The sequence below is a fragment of the Pseudomonas sp. 05N431 genome, assembly GCF_056397005.1.
This window is the reverse complement of record NZ_JBFTMN010000005.1, coordinates 309,121-325,094: the sequence shown is the minus strand read 5'-3', so window position 1 is coordinate 325,094 and position 15,974 is coordinate 309,121. Positions and strand designations below refer to the sequence as shown.

Genomic DNA, 15,974 nt, shown 5'->3' with positions numbered 1-15,974 from the left:
TCTTTTTGGGTTTATGAGGAATTCACTAACCTGAACGGACCAAACACGGCGATTAGACCAAGGTCGTAGACGCGACTGCTTACGATTGACTTATCGGTCACGGTCTTGCGCTAATCGCGCATCGATGGGAACCGGGGCGTCAGATCCTGGACCAAAGTGCACAAAAAATTAGAAACGTAGAGGAGCGAAACATGAATAAGTCCACCTTGGCCCTGGCTGTGGCCGTAGGGGTTTTGGCGCAGCAGGCAAGCGCCGCCGGTTTCATCGAAGACAGTAAGGCGACCCTGGGTCTGCGTAACTTCTACATCAACACCGACAACCGTACCGGCACCGGCGCGAACAAAAACGAAGAATGGGGCCAAGGCTTCGATCTGCGTTTCATCTCGGGCTACACCCAAGGTACCGTTCAGTTCGGCGTTGACGCCATCGGCTTGTACGGCGTGCGTCTGGACTCCAGCCCAGCCAAGAGCGGCAATTCGAGCGGCACTGCTTCTGGCGGTACGATTTTCCCAAGCGATGGCAACCGTGCGGTTCCAGACTTCGGCAGCCTGGGCCTGACCGGTAAGGTCAAGATCTCCCAGACCGAGCTGAAAATCGGTACCCTGCAGCCGAACAACCCGGTCATCAAGACCAACGATGGTCGTCTGTTGCCACAAACCTTCACCGGTGGCGAGATCAAGTCCAACGAGATCAAGGACCTGACCCTGACCGCGGGCGAGATCAACGAAGCCAAAGGTCGTAACTCCAGCAACGACGAAGGTCTGTCGATTGCCGGTGCCAACGCCAGCTCCAACTACGACGCGGGCAAGTTCAGCAACAAGTTCTACTACGGTGGTGCTGACTACAAAATCACCAAGGACCTGACTGCTTCGTACTACTACGGCGAGCTGAAGGACTTCTACTCGCAGAACTTCCTGGGCCTGGTGCACAACTGGTCCATCGGTCCTGGCGTCCTGAAAAGTGACCTGCGCTACTACCGTAGCCGCGACAACGGTGCTAACGGCAACGACAAGAACTACTTCACCACCGGCTACTACCCGGACACCCCAAAATCTCTGACCAAAGGCAAGGTCGACAACAACCTGTACAGCTACCTGGCTTTGTACTCGGTTGAAGGTCACACCTTCGGCGCCGGCTATCAGGTCAGCAGCGGTGACAGCGACTTCCCTTGGCTGAACCAGGGTGACGGTTCGTCCAACAGCACCATCACCGACGTGCAGATCCAGAAGTTTGCCCGCGCTGGCGAACGTACCTGGCAAGCTCGCTACGCCTATGACTTCGCCAAGGTTGGCGTACCTGGCCTGACCGCCGGTGTAACCTACCTGCGTGGCACCGGCATCGACTCCACTACTGGCGACAAGACTGAGTGGGAACGTGACCTGAGCCTGGCTTATGTTGTTCCTGAAGGCCCGCTGAAAAACCTCGGCTTTGCCTGGAAAAACGCCATGTGGCGTACCGACATCGCCACTCGCGACCAAGACGAAAACCGTCTGATCGTCAGCTACTCGATCCCGCTGTTGTAATACCCAGGCGTTTACAAGCCTGTATAAAAAGCCCCGCTCGGCGCAAGCCTGGCGGGGCTTTTGCGTTTCAAGTCGGGCCCACCCCCGCAGGCCCGCCTTCACTTCCCTCTTTGCAGCAACTCAAGGCCTTCTCGAACCTTGGTTCCAAGACTGGTCTTCGTTGACGTGTGCGTCCAGTGAACAGATGTTTAATATTCATTTTGGACCTAAACAAATCGATATTTATTCTTTTTAATAAGCAGCGACACTAGGCACAGTAGGCTCATCACGCACTCACCAGGAGCAGCACCATGAGCCTCAGACTGGGCGACATTGCCCCCGATTTCGAACAGGATTCCAGCGTCGGCACCCTCCGTTTTCACGAGTGGCTGGGCGATAGTTGGGGCGTGCTGTTTTCCCATCCGGCGGACTTCACGCCGGTGTGCACCACGGAGCTGGGGTTTACCGCCAGGCTCAAGGACGAGTTCGCCCAGCGCGGGGTCAAGGCCATTGCACTCTCGGTCGACCCGGTGGACTCGCATCACAAGTGGATCGAAGACATCAACGAAACCCAGAACACTCTCGTCAACTTCCCGATCCTCGCCGACGCCGACCGCAAGGTCTCCGACCTCTATGACCTGATCCACCCGAATGCCAACGACACCCTGACCGTGCGTTCGCTGTTCGTCATCGATCCGAACAAGAAGATTCGCCTGACCATCACCTATCCGGCCAGTACCGGACGCAACTTCCACGAGATCCTGCGGGTGATCGACTCGTTGCAACTCACCGACAACTACAAAGTGGCCACCCCAGCCAACTGGCAGGACGGTGATGAAGTGGTGATCGTGCCGTCGTTGAAGGATGAAGAGGAAATCAGCAAACGCTTTCCTAAAGGCTACCGCGCAGTAAAACCGTACCTGCGCCTGACACCACAACCCAATAAATAAGGTCCGGATTGTTCGGTGGTACTGAAATCCAATCGCGAGCAAGCTCGCTCCCACAGGTGTACGCATTCCAATGTGGGAGCGAGCTTGCTCGCGATAGCGGTCTGCCAAGCGCAACAGCTTCAACGTATCCACAAAGCAGGGGAGCTTCAGGCCGTTTCGACGGCCTTTTTTTTCGCCTGGAAAACGTTTCTCTATATATGCATTTAAAGAATAAACACATAAATAAATATGATTTATGGATATATAAATCAACTGGTAAGGTCTGTCCATTGTCGCGAGATCGCACACTGCGAATCGCCGGAAACGCTTAAGGAATAGCCGCATGCTGGTCGTCTCACTCGGAGGAAGTCCCAGCCAACGCTCCCGCTCCGGGGTGCTGCTGGATCGCTCCCAACGCTGGTTGCAGAAACAAGGTGTAGAGGTGGTGAGTTATCAGGTACGGGATTTCCCGGCCGAAGACTTGCTGCACGCGCGCTTCGACAGCCCGAAGGTGGTCGACCTGCTGCAACAGATTGAAAACGCCGATGGCTTGTTGATTGCCACGCCGGTCTACAAGGCGTCGTTTTCCGGCGCGCTGAAAACCGTGCTGGATCTGCTGCCGGAGCGCGCCCTGAGCCACAAGGTTGTACTGCCCATGGCCACTGGCGGCAGCATCGCCCACATGCTGGCCGTGGATTACGCGCTCAAGCCGGTGCTGTCGGCGCTGAAAGCCCAGGAAATGCTCCACGGAATTTTCGCCGAAGACAGCCAGATCGCTTACGGCGAAGGCAGTGCGCAGGCGCAGTTGTCGCCGGCACTGGAACAGCGCTTGGTTGAGGCGCTGGAGCAGTTCTTCAGTGCCATGGCCCGTCGGCCCAAGCCGCTGGACCCGAACCTGTTGAATGATCGTTTGTTGAGTGCTCGCTGGAGCATTTAAGCCTTACCCGAATTTGATGTACTGGCCTTACTCGCCCGCTAACGGGCAAGCAGGTGCAGCCAAAACCCAACTGCAAAAAGGAGAGCGCTATGCGCACTGTCATTTTGCGTCGTGGTCTGGTCGCTCTGTTTGCTGCGGCTGTGTCCTTCGGCGTCATTACTCAAGCTCAAGCGGCCGAGACCTTGCGAATCGGCTATCAAAAATACGGCACCCTGGTGCTGCTCAAAGCCCGTGGCTCGCTTGAAAAGCGCCTCGCCGCCCAAGGCATCAGCGTGCAATGGACTGAATTCCCCGGCGGCCCGCAGCTGCTCGAAGGGCTGAACGTCGGCTCGATCGATTTCGGCGTGACCGGCGAAACTCCACCGGTGTTCGCTCAGGCGGCCGGTGCCGATCTGCTCTATGTCGCTTACGAGCCGCCCGCACCGACCAGCGAAGCGATCCTGGTGCCGAAAGACTCGGCGATCAAATCGGTACAGGACCTCAAGGGCAAGAAGGTCGTCCTCAACAAAGGCTCCAACGTGCACTACCTGCTGGTGCGCGCTCTGGAGGACGCCGGTCTCAAGTACACCGACATTCAAACCGTATTCCTGCCGCCGGCCGATGCCCGTGCGGCGTTCGAACGCGGCAGCGTCGATGCCTGGGTGATCTGGGACCCGTATCAGGCCGCCGCCGAACAACAACTGCATGCACGCACCCTGCGTGACGGCAGCGGCATCGTCGACAACCATCAGTTCTACCTGGCGACCAAGACTTACGCCGAAAAACATCCGGCTGTGATCAAAACCCTGGTGGAGGAGGTCCGCACCATCGGCGAATGGTCCAAAGCCAACCCTGAAGAGGTCACGCAACAAGTCTCGCCGCTGCTCGGCTTGCCTGCAGACATCACCCTGACTGCGGTGAAACGCCAGGGCTTCGGTGCGCATCTCCTCACGCCGCCAGTGATCGCGGCCCAGCAGAAAATCGCCGACAGCTTCTATCAGCTCAAATTGATTCCGAAACCCTTGAGCATCAAAGACGTGATCTGGACGCCACCGGCAGCCGTTGCCACTGCGCCGTAATTCGATTTCCTTAGGAGACCACTCCATGAGCCTTAATATTTTCTGGTTCCTGCCTACTCACGGTGACGGCCATTACCTTGGCACCGCCGAAGGCGCTCGCGCCGTCGACCACGGTTATTTGCAGCAAGTCGCCCAAGCGGCAGATCGTCTGGGTTTTGGCGGGGTACTGATTCCCACCGGCCGCTCCTGCGAAGACTCGTGGCTGGTGGCCGCGTCGCTGATTCCGGTGACCCAGCGCTTGAAGTTTCTGGTTGCGTTGCGTCCTGGAATCATTTCCCCGACGGTGGCCGCACGCCAGGCGGCGACCCTGGATCGCTTGTCCGGTGGGCGTGCGCTGTTCAACCTGGTAACGGGCGGCGATCCGGAAGAACTGGCCGGCGACGGATTGTTCCTTAGTCACGAAGAGCGCTATCAGGCCTCGGTGGAATTCACCCGGATCTGGCGTCGGGTGCTGGAAGGCGAGACGGTCGACTACGACGGTCAGCACATCAGCGTGAAGGGCGCGAAATTGCTCTATCCGCCGATCCAGCAACCGCGTCCGCCACTGTACTTCGGTGGCTCTTCTGAAGCGGCTCAGGATCTGGCAGCCGAGCAGGTCGAAATGGTCCTGACCTGGGGCGAGCCACCGGCCGCTGTCGCCGAGAAAATCGAACAAGTACGCACCAAGGCCGCGAAGCTCGGGCGCACCGTGCGCTTCGGCATTCGTTTGCATGTGATCGTCCGCGAAACCAACGCTGAAGCCTGGCAAGCGGCAGATCGATTGATCTCCCATCTGGACGACGACACGATCGCCCGTGCCCAGGCCTCGCTGGCGCGTTTTGACTCGGTCGGCCAGCAGCGTATGGCTGCGCTGCATGGTGGTAGCCGTGACAACCTGGAAGTCAGCCCGAACCTCTGGGCCGGCGTCGGTCTGGTGCGTGGCGGTGCCGGCACCGCATTGGTCGGCGACGGCCCGACCGTGGCCGCACGGGTCAAGGAGTACGCAGACCTGGGCATCGATACCTTCATCTTCTCGGGCTACCCACATCTGGAGGAATCGTATCGGGTCGCGGAGTTGTTGTTCCCGCACCTCGACGTCGAGCGTCCCGAGTTGCCGAAAAGCGCCGGTTACGTCAGCCCGTTTGGCGAGATGGTCGCCAACGACATTCTTCCCAAAGCCGCGTCCCAGAGCTGAGGCGCGCCATGAAAAGGGAAAAGCTTATCCACAGCCTCGCGCCGTGGGCCTTGCCGGTGTTGCTACTGGCGGTGTGGCAGTTGTCGGTATCGGCGGGCTGGTTGTCGACACGGATTTTGCCGGCCCCCAGCGCGGTGATCGAGGCGGGCGTGAGCCTGGTGCGCAGCGGTGAAATCTGGAAACACCTGGCGATCAGCGGCTGGCGCGCCGGTATTGGTTTTGTGATTGGTGGCGGTATCGGTCTGGCATTGGGTTTCATCACCGGCTTGTCGAAATGGGGCGAACGCCTGCTCGACAGTTCGGTGCAGATGATCCGCAACGTGCCGCATCTGGCGCTGATTCCGCTGGTGATCCTCTGGTTCGGCATTGATGAGTCGGCGAAGATTTTCCTGGTGGCGTTGGGGACGTTGTTCCCGATCTACCTCAACACCTATCACGGTATTCGCAACGTCGACCCGGCTCTGGTGGAGATGGCGCGCAGTTACGGCCTGTCCGGTTTCAGCCTGTTCCGTCAGGTGATTCTGCCGGGCGCACTGCCTTCGATTCTGGTGGGCGTGCGCTTTGCCCTGGGCTTCATGTGGCTCACCCTGATCGTCGCTGAAACCATCTCCGCCAGCTCCGGGATCGGCTACCTGGCGATGAACGCCCGGGAGTTCTTGCAGACGGATGTGGTGGTCCTGGCGATTGTTCTGTACGCGGTGCTCGGCAAGTTAGCCGACCTCGCGGCCCGCGGTCTGGAGCGAGTCTGGTTGCGCTGGCACCCGGCCTATCAAGTGACCAAGGGCGGTGCAGCATGACGGCCCAACAACCTCCACGCCTGCTGCGCGGAATTCCGCTGGTGGTGCGCAAACTGCAAAAAACCTTTGGCACGCGGCAGGTGCTGCGCGAGATCGACCTGCACATTCCGGCCGGCCAGTTCGTGGCCGTGGTCGGTCGCAGCGGCTGCGGTAAAAGTACCTTGCTGCGCCTGCTGGCGGGCCTTGATCAACCCACGGACGGTGAGCTGTTGGCCGGTTCCGCATCGCTCGACGAGGCGCGCGAAGACACCCGGCTGATGTTTCAGGAAGCGCGTTTGCTGCCGTGGAAAAAGGTCATCGACAACGTCGGCCTCGGGCTCAAGGGCGATTGGCGCCAGCAGGCGCTGGACGCACTGGACGCCGTGGGCCTGGCAGATCGCGCCGATGAATGGCCGGCCGCATTGTCCGGCGGGCAGAAGCAGCGGGTGGCCTTGGCGCGGGCGCTGATCCATCAGCCGCGCTTGCTGTTGCTCGATGAACCGTTGGGCGCGCTGGATGCGCTGACCCGAATTGAAATGCAGCAACTGATCGAACGGCTCTGGCAGCAGCACGGTTTTACCGTGTTGCTGGTGACCCACGACGTCAGCGAAGCGGTGGCGATTGCCGACCGGGTGTTGCTGATCGAAGAGGGCGAAATCGGCCTCGACCTGCAGGTCGAACTGCCGCGCCCTCGGGTCCGTGGTTCCCATCGGCTGGCGGCGCTGGAGACCGAAGTGCTCAACCGCGTGCTGTCACTGCCGGGCTCGCCGCCTGCGCCGGAACCTGTTTCACCCTTGCCCACGCAATTGCGCTGGGCTCACTGACTCAATGTTCACCCAACGACAGGAATCAACACCATGACGATCAAAGCCATCAACGTTCGCAACCAGTTCAAAGGCACCATCAAGGAAATCGTCGAGGGCGACGTGCTCTCGGAGATCGATGTTCAGACCGCGTCAGGCATCGTCACCTCGGTCATCACCACGCGCTCGGTCAAAGAGCTGGAACTGGCGATCGGCAGCGAGGTGATCGCCTTCGTGAAATCCACCGAGGTGTCGATCGCCAAGTTGTGATCGATGTGTCACACACAGCCCCGGACGGCTCGAGCCCTTCGGGGTTTTTTATGTATGTGAGTCAGTGAGATGGGCGGTGCGGCCATCGCGAGCAAGCTCGCTCCCACAGGGGATTTCTGCCATACACAAAATCTGTGTTCACTGAAGATCTAATGTGGGAGCGAGCTTGCTCGCGATGAGGCCAGTGAAGTCAGCAAAAAATCAGGCTGGAATAGCGCGCTTGGGCAGGTACGGCGGCAGATACAGCCCCAGATAAGCGTCAAATACCCGCATCCCTTCCTCGGCCATGCGCGGGGTAATCTGCCCGTGCTGCTGCACCGAGCGGGCATAGACGCGGTCGCCCAGCTCCATGGCCAGCGCAAACACATCGACATCCTTGGGCAGCGCCGGCAGTTCGAAATGCTGATCGAAGAGTTTGTGCATCAGGTCGCCGAGTTCGATGTCGTGCTGGCGGTCGGCCTGGGTGACTTCGGTCAGGCCGTGTTGAGCGAGGATCAGTTGGCGCGCGGCGGCGTCTTCGTCGTAGATGGCGAGCATGCGTTGCTCGACCAGTCGTGACAGATCACGCCAGCCACTGAGCGAGTCGACGTCGATCGGTTCTTGCAGGCACGCGCGAAAAGCGCTGTGGACGTCGGCGGTCAGGGCTTCGAGCAGGGCCGGGACGCTGGCGAAGAAGTGGTAGACCGATGACGGCGGGATCTCGGCGCGTTCGGCCACACTATAGATCGACAGGCTGGCCACGCCCTCGGCGGCAAGCAGCGTGCGGGCGGCGTCGAGTATCGAGTCGATCCGGGCCTGGCTGCGTGCGCGGGGTTTACGAAGGGGGGCGGGGCGCGTCATTGAAGTCTCCTGCAGGGCAGCGGGCATTGTACGAGCAGGGTTCGATGTTGTCTGCCAGGACGCCTTCGCGAGCAAGCCCGCTCCCACACTTGATCGGTGTTGAATTCGGATTTTGTGTTCACAGAAGATCTAATGTGGGAGCGGGCTTGCTCGCGAAGCAGGCGCCTCGGTCCAACTGAATAACCCCATAAAAAAACGCCGCTGGCGATGAGGCCGGCGGCGTTGTTTTTTTGCTACAGCCGCTTACACGGTGTGCAGGTACCAGTTGTACTCGAGGTCGGAGATGGAGTGTTCGAACTCCTCCAGCTCGCTCTCTTTACAGGCGACAAAAATGTCGATGTATTTCGGATCGATGTACTTGGCCATGACTTCGCTGTCGTCCAGCTCGCGCAGTGCATCACGCAGGTTGTTCGGCAGGCTTTGCTCGTTCTGCTCGTAGCTGTTGCCTTCGACCGGCGCGCCTGGTTCGATCTTGTTGACCAGGCCGTGGTGCACACCCGCCAGGACCGAAGCCATCAGCAGGTACGGGTTGGCATCGGCACCAGCAACGCGGTGTTCGATACGTACGGCATCGGCAGAGCCGGTCGGTACGCGAATCGCCACGGTACGGTTGTCCAGGCCCCAGCACGGCGAGTTCGGCACGTAGAACTGTGCGCCGAAACGACGGTACGAGTTGACGTTCGGGCAGAGGAAGGCCATCTGCGCCGGTAGGGTCTCGAGCACACCGCCGATCGCGTGACGCAGTGCGGCGTTCTGCTCGGGATCCTCACTGGCAAAAATGTTCTTGCCGTCTTTATCGAGAATCGAGATATGGACGTGCAGACCATTACCCGCCTGGCCTGGGTAAGGCTTGGCCATGAAGGTGGTGTCCATTTCATGGTCGTAGGCGATGTTTTTGATCAGACGCTTGAGCAGTACTGCGTAATCGCAGGCCTTGATCGGGTCGGCAACGTGGTGCAGGTTCACTTCGAATTGCGCCGGAGCACTTTCCTTGACGATCGCGTCGGCAGGGATGCCTTGCTCTTTCGCACCTTCCAGGATGTCCTGGAGGCAGTCGACGTATTCGTCGAGGTCATCGATCAGGTAAACCTGGGTCGAGTGTGGACGTTTGCCGGACACCGGCGAGCGTGGAGGTTGCGGCCGGCCATTCACGTTCTCCTGGTCGATCAGGTAGAACTCAAGCTCGAACGCGGCGCAGATGGTCAGGCCCATGTCGTCGAACTTGCGCACCACATTGGCCAGCACTTCACGCGGGTCGGCGAAGAACGGCTCGCCTTCAAGTTCGTGCATGGTCATCAACAGTTGCGCGGTCGGGCGCTTCTGCCAGGGTTCATTGCACAGGGTATTGGGGATTGGATAGCAGATTCGGTCAGCATCACCGATGTCCAGGCCCAGGCCGGTGCTTTCCACCGTCGAGCCATTGATATCCAGAGCAAATAGAGAGGCCGGCAGGTTGATGCCTTTCTCGTAAACCTTGTGGAGGCTGGTGCGTTCGATGCGCTTGCCGCGCACCACACCATTCATATCCGCAATCAGAAGGTCAACGTACAGAACCTCAGGATGTTCCTTAAGGAACGCGTTCGCTTCGTTAAGCTGAACGGCACGCGGGGGTACCGACATGATGCAACACCTTTGTTGTTAAAAATATCAATCATTGATCTTTTCGGATTCCAGTCAACCCGAACGGCATGCCGAAGTCAAGCGAGGCCTTTTTTGCCCTAAAAAAGCGCTCGAAGGGCATTTTTGAGGCGCTTTGGGGCACTTTTATGCCTTCGGGGTCTTTGGCGGCCGCAGCCTTGAGCGGGGCGTGTTGTATTTTTTACGGGGGTGTTGTGTAAAAAAATGAACAACGCTAAGCTCAAATCAAACCCATAACAGCAATAATACCGGGGTGCTTCATGTCTCGCCTGCCGTTAATCGGCGTCACCGACTGCTCAAGACAGATCGGTTTGCATGCTTATCACGTCACCCGCGATAAGTACGTCCGCGCAGCGGCCACCGTTGCCAAGGGCCTGCCGTCGATACTTCCGTCCCAGGCGGAACTGCTCGATCCGACCGATATTATTGACGGTCTGGATGGCATTCTGTTTACCGGCTCTCCTTCCACTGTAGAACCTTTTCACTATAACGGTCCTGCGAGTGCGCCGGGAACTGCTCATGATCCTGCACGCGACGCCACCACGCTTTCGTTGATTCGCGCCGGCAAGCGTGCAGCACAACGCGACGCGGATGCGTCAAACAACGCCTGACTTTTACAGATGTCAGGACACTCAGCCCAGAGGCATTTATGAGTAACAACCTCGACCAGCTCACCGATTGGTTGAAAGACCACAAGATCACAGAAGTCGAATGCATGATTGGCGACCTGACCGGGATCACCCGCGGCAAGATTTCGCCGACCAACAAGTTCATTGCCGAAAAAGGCATGCGCCTGCCCGAGAGTGTGCTGTTGCAAACAGTGACGGGCGACTACGTCGAAGACGACATCTATTACGAACTGCTCGACCCGGCCGACATCGACATGATCTGCCGCCCGGACTCGAACGCGGTATTCCTCGTGCCGTGGGCCATCGAGCCGACCGCACAGGTGATTCACGACACCTACGACAAGCAGGGCAACCCGATCGAGCTGTCGCCGCGCAACGTGCTCAAGAAAGTCCTGAAGCTTTATTCCGACAAGGGCTGGCAGCCGATCGTGGCGCCGGAGATGGAGTTCTACCTGACCAAGCGTTGCGAAGACCCGGACTTCCCGTTGCAGCCGCCGATTGGCCGCTCCGGTCGCCCGGAAACCGGTCGTCAGTCGTTCTCGATTGAAGCGGCCAACGAATTCGACCCGTTGTTCGAAGACGTCTACGACTGGTGCGAACTGCAAGAGCTGGATCTGGACACACTGATCCACGAAGACGGCACGGCGCAGATGGAAATCAACTTCCGTCACGGCGACGCGCTGTCCCTGGCCGACCAGATCCTGGTGTTCAAGCGCACCATGCGCGAAGCGGCGCTCAAGCACGACGTGGCCGCGACCTTCATGGCCAAGCCGATGACCGGCGAGCCGGGCAGTGCGATGCACTTGCACCAGAGCATCATCGACATTGAAACCGGCAAGAATGTCTTCTCCAACGAAGACGGGACGATGAGCGAGCTGTTCCTGCACCACATCGGTGGCTTGCAGAAGTTCATCCCCGAGCTGTTGCCGCTGTTCGCACCCAACGTCAACTCGTTCCGCCGCTTCCTGCCGGACACCTCGGCGCCGGTGAACGTGGAGTGGGGCGAAGAAAACCGCACCGTCGGCCTGCGAGTCCCGGACGCAGGCCCGCAAAACCGTCGGGTGGAAAACCGCCTGCCGGGCGCCGATGCCAACCCGTACCTGGCGATCGCCGCGAGCCTGCTCTGCGGCTATATCGGCATGGTGGAAGGCATCAACCCGAGCGCGCCTGTGGTTGGACGGGGTTACGAGCGACGCAATCTGCGTCTGCCGCTGACCATCGAAGACGCACTGGAGCGCATGGAACACAGCGCGACCATCGAGAAGTATCTGGGCAAAAAATTCATCACTGGCTACGTCGCGGTCAAGCGGGCCGAGCATGAAAACTTCAAGCGCGTGATCAGTTCGTGGGAGCGGGAGTTCCTGTTGTTCGCCGTCTGATGCGCCGGGTGCGGCCCTGAAAAGCCGCACTCTCACCCTTTAAGGAGAGCTTTATGACCAGCAAGAACCCGCAAACCCGTGAATGGCAAACCCTGAGCAGCGAACACCACCTGGCGCCTTTCAGCGACTTCAAACAGCTGAAAGAGAAAGGCCCGCGGATCATCACCAACGCCAAGGGCGTTTACCTCTGGGACAGCGAAGGCAACAAGATCCTCGACGGCATGGCCGGTCTGTGGTGCGTGGCCATCGGTTACGGTCGCGATGAACTGGCCGATGCCGCCAGCAAACAGATGCGCGAACTGCCTTATTACAATCTTTTCTTCCAGACCGCTCACCCGCCGGTCCTGGAACTGGCCAAGGCCATCTCGGACATCGCGCCAGAAGGCATGAACCACGTTTTCTTCACCGGCTCCGGCTCCGAAGGCAACGACACCATGCTGCGCATGGTTCGCCATTACTGGGCGATCAAAGGCCAGCCGAAGAAGAAAGTCATCATCAGCCGCAAAAACGGCTACCACGGTTCGACCGTGGCCGGCGCCAGCCTGGGCGGCATGACCTACATGCACGAACAGGGCGACTTGCCGATCCCGGGCATCGTTCACATCCCGCAGCCGTACTGGTTCGGTGAAGGGGGCGACATGACCCCTGAAGAGTTCGGTATCTGGGCGGCCAACCAGCTGGAAGAAAAGATTCTCGAACTCGGCGTCGACACGGTCGGTGCGTTCATTGCCGAGCCGATCCAGGGTGCCGGCGGCGTGATCATTCCGCCAGACAGCTACTGGCCGCGCATCAAGGAAATCCTCGCCAAGTACGACATCCTGTTCGTGGCCGACGAGGTGATCTGTGGTTTCGGCCGTACCGGCGAGTGGTTCGGCAGCGATTTCTACGGCCTCAAGCCCGACATGATGACCATTGCCAAAGGCCTGACGTCCGGCTACATCCCGATGGGTGGCCTGATCGTGCGTGACGAAGTGGTCGATGTGCTGAACGAAGGGGGCGACTTCAACCACGGTTTCACCTATTCCGGGCACCCGGTCGCCGCTGCGGTGGCACTGGAAAACATCCGAATTCTGCGCGAAGAGAAAATTATCGAGCGCGTTCACGCAGAAACGGCACCTTATTTGCAAAAGCGTCTATGGGAACTGAACGATCACCCATTGGTGGGTGAAGTTCGTGGGGTAGGTCTGTTGGGGGCTATCGAACTGGTTCAGGACAAGGCGACCCGGGCGCGGTATGTCGGCAAGGGGGTTGGCATGATCTGCCGGCAGTTCTGCTTCGACAACGGGCTGATCATGCGCGCCGTGGGCGACACCATGATCATTGCTCCGCCACTGGTCATTACCAAGGCCGAGATCGACGAACTGGTGACCAAGGCGCGCAAGTGCCTGGACCTGACCCTGAGTGCGCTGCAAAGCTAAGTGCTAGGCTCTGAGCGAGGTCCGTGGCTGGCACTTCGCTCAGGGCGCACAAAGGTGGGGTCTTTCCTTGAAAGCCTGCCTTGTAACTTGCCAGACTATCCGCTGTTTGAGTTGCCAAGGAATCGGCCGCTGGATCTTGGTTAACAAAAAAATGTGGTTAAAAAGAATAATTGGAGCGTTACGCATGAAGGCATTAGGTTTGAAGAAAACTGGCAAGACCCTGCTCGCCTTGTCCCTGATGGGCGTGATGGCTGGGGCAGCCCAGGCCGACGATAAAGTCCTGCACGTTTACAACTGGTCTGACTACATCGCACCGGACACCATCGCGAACTTTGAAAAAGAGTCCGGGATCAAGGTCGTCTACGATGTGTTCGACAGTAACGAAACCCTCGAGGCGAAGTTGCTGGCCGGCAAATCCGGTTATGACGTGGTGGTGCCCTCCAACAACTTCCTGGCCAAGCAGATCAAGGCCGGTGTTTACCAGGAGCTGGACAAGTCCAAGCTGTCCAACTACGGCAACCTGAACAAGTCGCTGCTCAAGGCGGTTTCTGTCAGCGACCCGGACAACAAACATGCCTTCCCTTACATGTGGGGCTCGATCGGTATCGGTTACAACGCCGAGAAGGTCAAAGCCGCGCTGGGCGTCGACAAAATCGATTCCTGGGATGTGGTGCTCAAGCCAGAGAACATTGCCAAGCTCAAGGGCTGCGGCGTGAGCTTCCTCGATTCGCCGACCGAAATGCTGCCAGTCGCTTTGCATTACCTGGGTCTGCCAACCGACAGCCAGAAAAAGGAAGACCTGAAGAAGGCTGAAGAGCTGTTCCTGAAGATTCGTCCTTCGATCACCTACTTCCACTCGTCCAAGTACATCTCGGACCTGGCCAACGGCAACATCTGCGTAGCCGTCGGTTATTCGGGTGACGTCCAGCAGGCCAAGACCCGTGCCGCCGAAGCCGGTGACAAGGTGAAAGTCAGCTACGCCATTCCGAAAGAAGGCGCTGGCAGCTTCTACGACATGGTCGCTATCCCTAAAGATGCGGAAAACGTCGAGGGTGCCTACAAGTTCATGAACTACCTGTTGCAGCCGAAAGTGATGGCTGAAATCACCAACGCCGTGCGTTTCCCTAACGGTAACGCCGAAGCCACTCAGTACGTGAACAAGGAAATCACCTCGGATCCGGGCATCTACCCGACTGCCGATGTGCAGGCCAAGCTGTATGCAATCGCCGATTTGCCAGCCGCTACCCAGCGTGAGCTGACCCGTAGCTGGACCAAGATCAAATCGGGTAAATAAGCCGGTTTGAGGCAATAACCTGTTGCCGTCGTCGCTCTGGCGGCGGCAGCAGGAATAATTAAATGACAGAAAGTTTTGCTGGAAAGGTTTATCGAGGGTAAGTTGCGCGCCGGTTTTGTTGCCACGCAGCCATGGCTGTCACGTAACGCTGGGCAACTTGGGCCCAACTATTTTAGAGGACCTTCACTTGCCTGTTTCTTTATTTCGCAATGCCATGCTGATCGGCGCCGGCCTGACGCTTGCCGTCAGTGTTCAAGCTGCGTCCACCGTGCATATTTATAACTGGTCGGATTACATCGCTAAGACCACCCTGGCCGATTTCGACAAAGCCACCGGCATCAAGCCGGTGTACGACGTGTTTGACTCCAATGAAACCCTGGAAGGGAAGTTGCTGGCCGGGCACACCGGTTATGACGTAGTCGTGCCGTCCAACCACTTCCTGGGTAAGCAGATCAAGGCCGGGGCGTTCCAGAAGCTCGACAAGTCGCAGTTGCCGAACTACTCAAACCTCGATCCGGTGCTGCTCAAGCGCCTGGAGAAAAACGATCCGGGTAACCAATACGCTGTGCCTTACCTGTGGGGCACCAACGGCATTGGTTACAACGTAGAAAAAGTCAAAGCGGCACTGGGCGTCGACAAGATCGACTCGTGGGCCATGCTGTTCGAGCCGGAAAACATCAAGAAGCTGTCCAGCTGCGGTGTCGCCTTCCTCGACTCGGCGGATGAAATGCTTCCCGCCATGCTGAATTATATGGGCCTGTCGCCCAACAGCCAGAACCCTGAAGACTACAAGAAGGCTGAAGCCAAACTGTTGGCGGTGCGGCCTTACGTGACGTATTTCAACTCGTCCAAGTACATCTCCGATCTGGCCAACGGCGAGATTTGTGTCGCGGCCGGTTTCTCCGGCGATGTCTTCCAGGCCAAGGCGCGTGCTGCCGAAGCCGGCAAAGGTATCGACATTGCCTACGTGATTCCCAAGGAAGGCGGCAATCTGTGGTTCGACATGCTGGCGATTCCTCGGGATGCGAGCAACGTCAAAGAAGCTCATGCTTTCATCAACTATGTGCTCAAGCCAGAAGTGATTGCTCAGGTCAGTGATGCCGTCGGTTATGCCAACCCGAACCCTAAAGCGGGTGAGCTGATGAATCAGGCCGTACGTACAGATGAGGCGGTTTATCCATCGCAAGCCATCGTCGACAAGCTTTACGTCAACTCTGAGCTGCCACCCAAGATTCAACGTTTGATGACCCGCAGCTGGACCAAGGTCAAGTCGGGTAAATAGTGACAAAGGCTCAGACTATCCAAGGTTCGCCTGCATTGGGTGAAC

14 protein-coding genes and 1 pseudogene are annotated in these 15,974 nt (G+C 58.5%); 13 read left to right on the top strand and 2 right to left on the bottom strand.

Going from position 1 to position 15,974, the window contains the following annotated elements:
- The first annotated feature begins 191 nt into the window (after positions 1–191).
- The 8 genes from AC1DIG_RS12270 (at position 192) to AC1DIG_RS12235 (ending at position 7,449) form a co-directional block, all read left to right on the top strand.
- The gene (locus tag AC1DIG_RS12270; protein WP_477767524.1) at positions 192–1,523 is read left to right on the top strand and encodes an OprD family porin; all 1,332 of its coding nucleotides are present in this window, start codon (positions 192–194) and stop codon (positions 1,521–1,523) included.
- A 290-nt stretch (positions 1,524–1,813) separates the two neighbouring features.
- A complete protein-coding gene (locus AC1DIG_RS12265) occupies positions 1,814–2,452 on the top strand; it encodes a peroxiredoxin (RefSeq protein ID WP_477767523.1) in 639 nt (212 codons plus the stop codon).
- 322 nt (positions 2,453–2,774) lie between these two features.
- Positions 2,775–3,368, top strand: a complete 594-nt coding sequence (gene ssuE / locus AC1DIG_RS12260) for an NADPH-dependent FMN reductase (RefSeq protein ID WP_477767522.1) — start codon at positions 2,775–2,777, stop codon at positions 3,366–3,368.
- 89 nt (positions 3,369–3,457) lie between these two features.
- Positions 3,458–4,426 (top strand): sulfonate ABC transporter substrate-binding protein, encoded by a 969-nt coding sequence (locus AC1DIG_RS12255; RefSeq protein ID WP_477767521.1) that lies wholly within the window; start codon positions 3,458–3,460, stop codon positions 4,424–4,426.
- 25 nt (positions 4,427–4,451) lie between these two features.
- Positions 4,452–5,600, top strand: coding sequence for an FMNH2-dependent alkanesulfonate monooxygenase (ssuD, locus tag AC1DIG_RS12250; protein WP_477767520.1), 1,149 nt, complete (start codon positions 4,452–4,454; stop codon positions 5,598–5,600).
- 8 nt (positions 5,601–5,608) lie between these two features.
- Positions 5,609–6,397, top strand: a complete 789-nt coding sequence (gene ssuC / locus AC1DIG_RS12245) for an aliphatic sulfonate ABC transporter permease SsuC (protein WP_477767519.1) — start codon at positions 5,609–5,611, stop codon at positions 6,395–6,397.
- Positions 6,394–7,200: an aliphatic sulfonates ABC transporter ATP-binding protein gene (gene ssuB, locus AC1DIG_RS12240; RefSeq protein WP_477767518.1), complete on the top strand. Its 807-nt coding sequence runs from the start codon at positions 6,394–6,396 to the stop codon at positions 7,198–7,200. The genes ssuC and ssuB overlap by 4 nt, the downstream gene beginning before the upstream one ends.
- A 33-nt stretch (positions 7,201–7,233) precedes the next feature.
- Positions 7,234–7,449: a TOBE domain-containing protein gene (locus AC1DIG_RS12235; RefSeq protein WP_003177394.1), complete on the top strand. Its 216-nt coding sequence runs from the start codon at positions 7,234–7,236 to the stop codon at positions 7,447–7,449.
- 201 nt (positions 7,450–7,650) lie between these two features.
- Here the strand turns inward: AC1DIG_RS12235 and AC1DIG_RS12230 are convergent, their stop codons facing one another.
- A complete protein-coding gene (locus tag AC1DIG_RS12230) occupies positions 7,651–8,289 on the bottom strand; it encodes a TetR/AcrR family transcriptional regulator (RefSeq protein WP_477767517.1) in 639 nt (212 codons plus the stop codon).
- A gap of 243 nt (positions 8,290–8,532) precedes the next feature.
- Positions 8,533–9,909 (bottom strand): glutamine synthetase family protein, encoded by a 1,377-nt coding sequence (locus AC1DIG_RS12225; RefSeq protein ID WP_477767516.1) that lies wholly within the window; start codon positions 9,907–9,909, stop codon positions 8,533–8,535.
- A gap of 278 nt (positions 9,910–10,187) precedes the next feature.
- Here AC1DIG_RS12225 and AC1DIG_RS12220 point away from each other — a divergent pair.
- From AC1DIG_RS12220 to AC1DIG_RS12200, 5 genes and pseudogenes are all read left to right on the top strand, one after another.
- Positions 10,188–10,502 (top strand): annotated as a pseudogene (locus AC1DIG_RS12220) (gamma-glutamyl-gamma-aminobutyrate hydrolase family protein); the annotation flags it as partial.
- 74 nt (positions 10,503–10,576) lie between these two features.
- Positions 10,577–11,935: a glutamine synthetase family protein gene (locus tag AC1DIG_RS12215; protein ID WP_054594537.1), complete on the top strand. Its 1,359-nt coding sequence runs from the start codon at positions 10,577–10,579 to the stop codon at positions 11,933–11,935.
- 53 nt (positions 11,936–11,988) lie between these two features.
- Positions 11,989–13,353, top strand: coding sequence for an aspartate aminotransferase family protein (locus tag AC1DIG_RS12210; RefSeq protein WP_477767515.1), 1,365 nt, complete (start codon positions 11,989–11,991; stop codon positions 13,351–13,353).
- Between the two features lie 199 nt (positions 13,354–13,552).
- Positions 13,553–14,647 carry a polyamine ABC transporter substrate-binding protein gene (locus AC1DIG_RS12205; RefSeq protein ID WP_477767576.1) on the top strand — a complete coding sequence of 365 codons (1,095 nt, stop codon included), beginning with the start codon at positions 13,553–13,555 and terminating at the stop codon, positions 14,645–14,647.
- Between the two features lie 187 nt (positions 14,648–14,834).
- The gene (locus AC1DIG_RS12200; RefSeq protein WP_477767514.1) at positions 14,835–15,929 is read left to right on the top strand and encodes a polyamine ABC transporter substrate-binding protein; all 1,095 of its coding nucleotides are present in this window, start codon (positions 14,835–14,837) and stop codon (positions 15,927–15,929) included.
- Positions 15,930–15,974 lie beyond the last annotated feature (45 nt).

Coding starts and splice junctions, on each gene's coding strand:
- ssuD (WP_477767520.1), top strand. CDS start 4,452: ATGAGCCTTAATATTTTCTGGTTCCTGCCTACTCACGGTGACGGCCAT.
- AC1DIG_RS12215 (WP_054594537.1), top strand. CDS start 10,577: ATGAGTAACAACCTCGACCAGCTCACCGATTGGTTGAAAGACCACAAG.
- AC1DIG_RS12210 (WP_477767515.1), top strand. CDS start 11,989: ATGACCAGCAAGAACCCGCAAACCCGTGAATGGCAAACCCTGAGCAGC.
- AC1DIG_RS12225 (WP_477767516.1), bottom strand. CDS start 9,909: ATGTCGGTACCCCCGCGTGCCGTTCAGCTTAACGAAGCGAACGCGTTC.
- AC1DIG_RS12235 (WP_003177394.1), top strand. CDS start 7,234: ATGACGATCAAAGCCATCAACGTTCGCAACCAGTTCAAAGGCACCATC.
- AC1DIG_RS12270 (WP_477767524.1), top strand. CDS start 192: ATGAATAAGTCCACCTTGGCCCTGGCTGTGGCCGTAGGGGTTTTGGCG.
- AC1DIG_RS12230 (WP_477767517.1), bottom strand. CDS start 8,289: ATGACGCGCCCCGCCCCCCTTCGTAAACCCCGCGCACGCAGCCAGGCC.
- AC1DIG_RS12255 (WP_477767521.1), top strand. CDS start 3,458: ATGCGCACTGTCATTTTGCGTCGTGGTCTGGTCGCTCTGTTTGCTGCG.
- ssuC (WP_477767519.1), top strand. CDS start 5,609: ATGAAAAGGGAAAAGCTTATCCACAGCCTCGCGCCGTGGGCCTTGCCG.
- AC1DIG_RS12265 (WP_477767523.1), top strand. CDS start 1,814: ATGAGCCTCAGACTGGGCGACATTGCCCCCGATTTCGAACAGGATTCC.
- ssuE (WP_477767522.1), top strand. CDS start 2,775: ATGCTGGTCGTCTCACTCGGAGGAAGTCCCAGCCAACGCTCCCGCTCC.
- ssuB (WP_477767518.1), top strand. CDS start 6,394: ATGACGGCCCAACAACCTCCACGCCTGCTGCGCGGAATTCCGCTGGTG.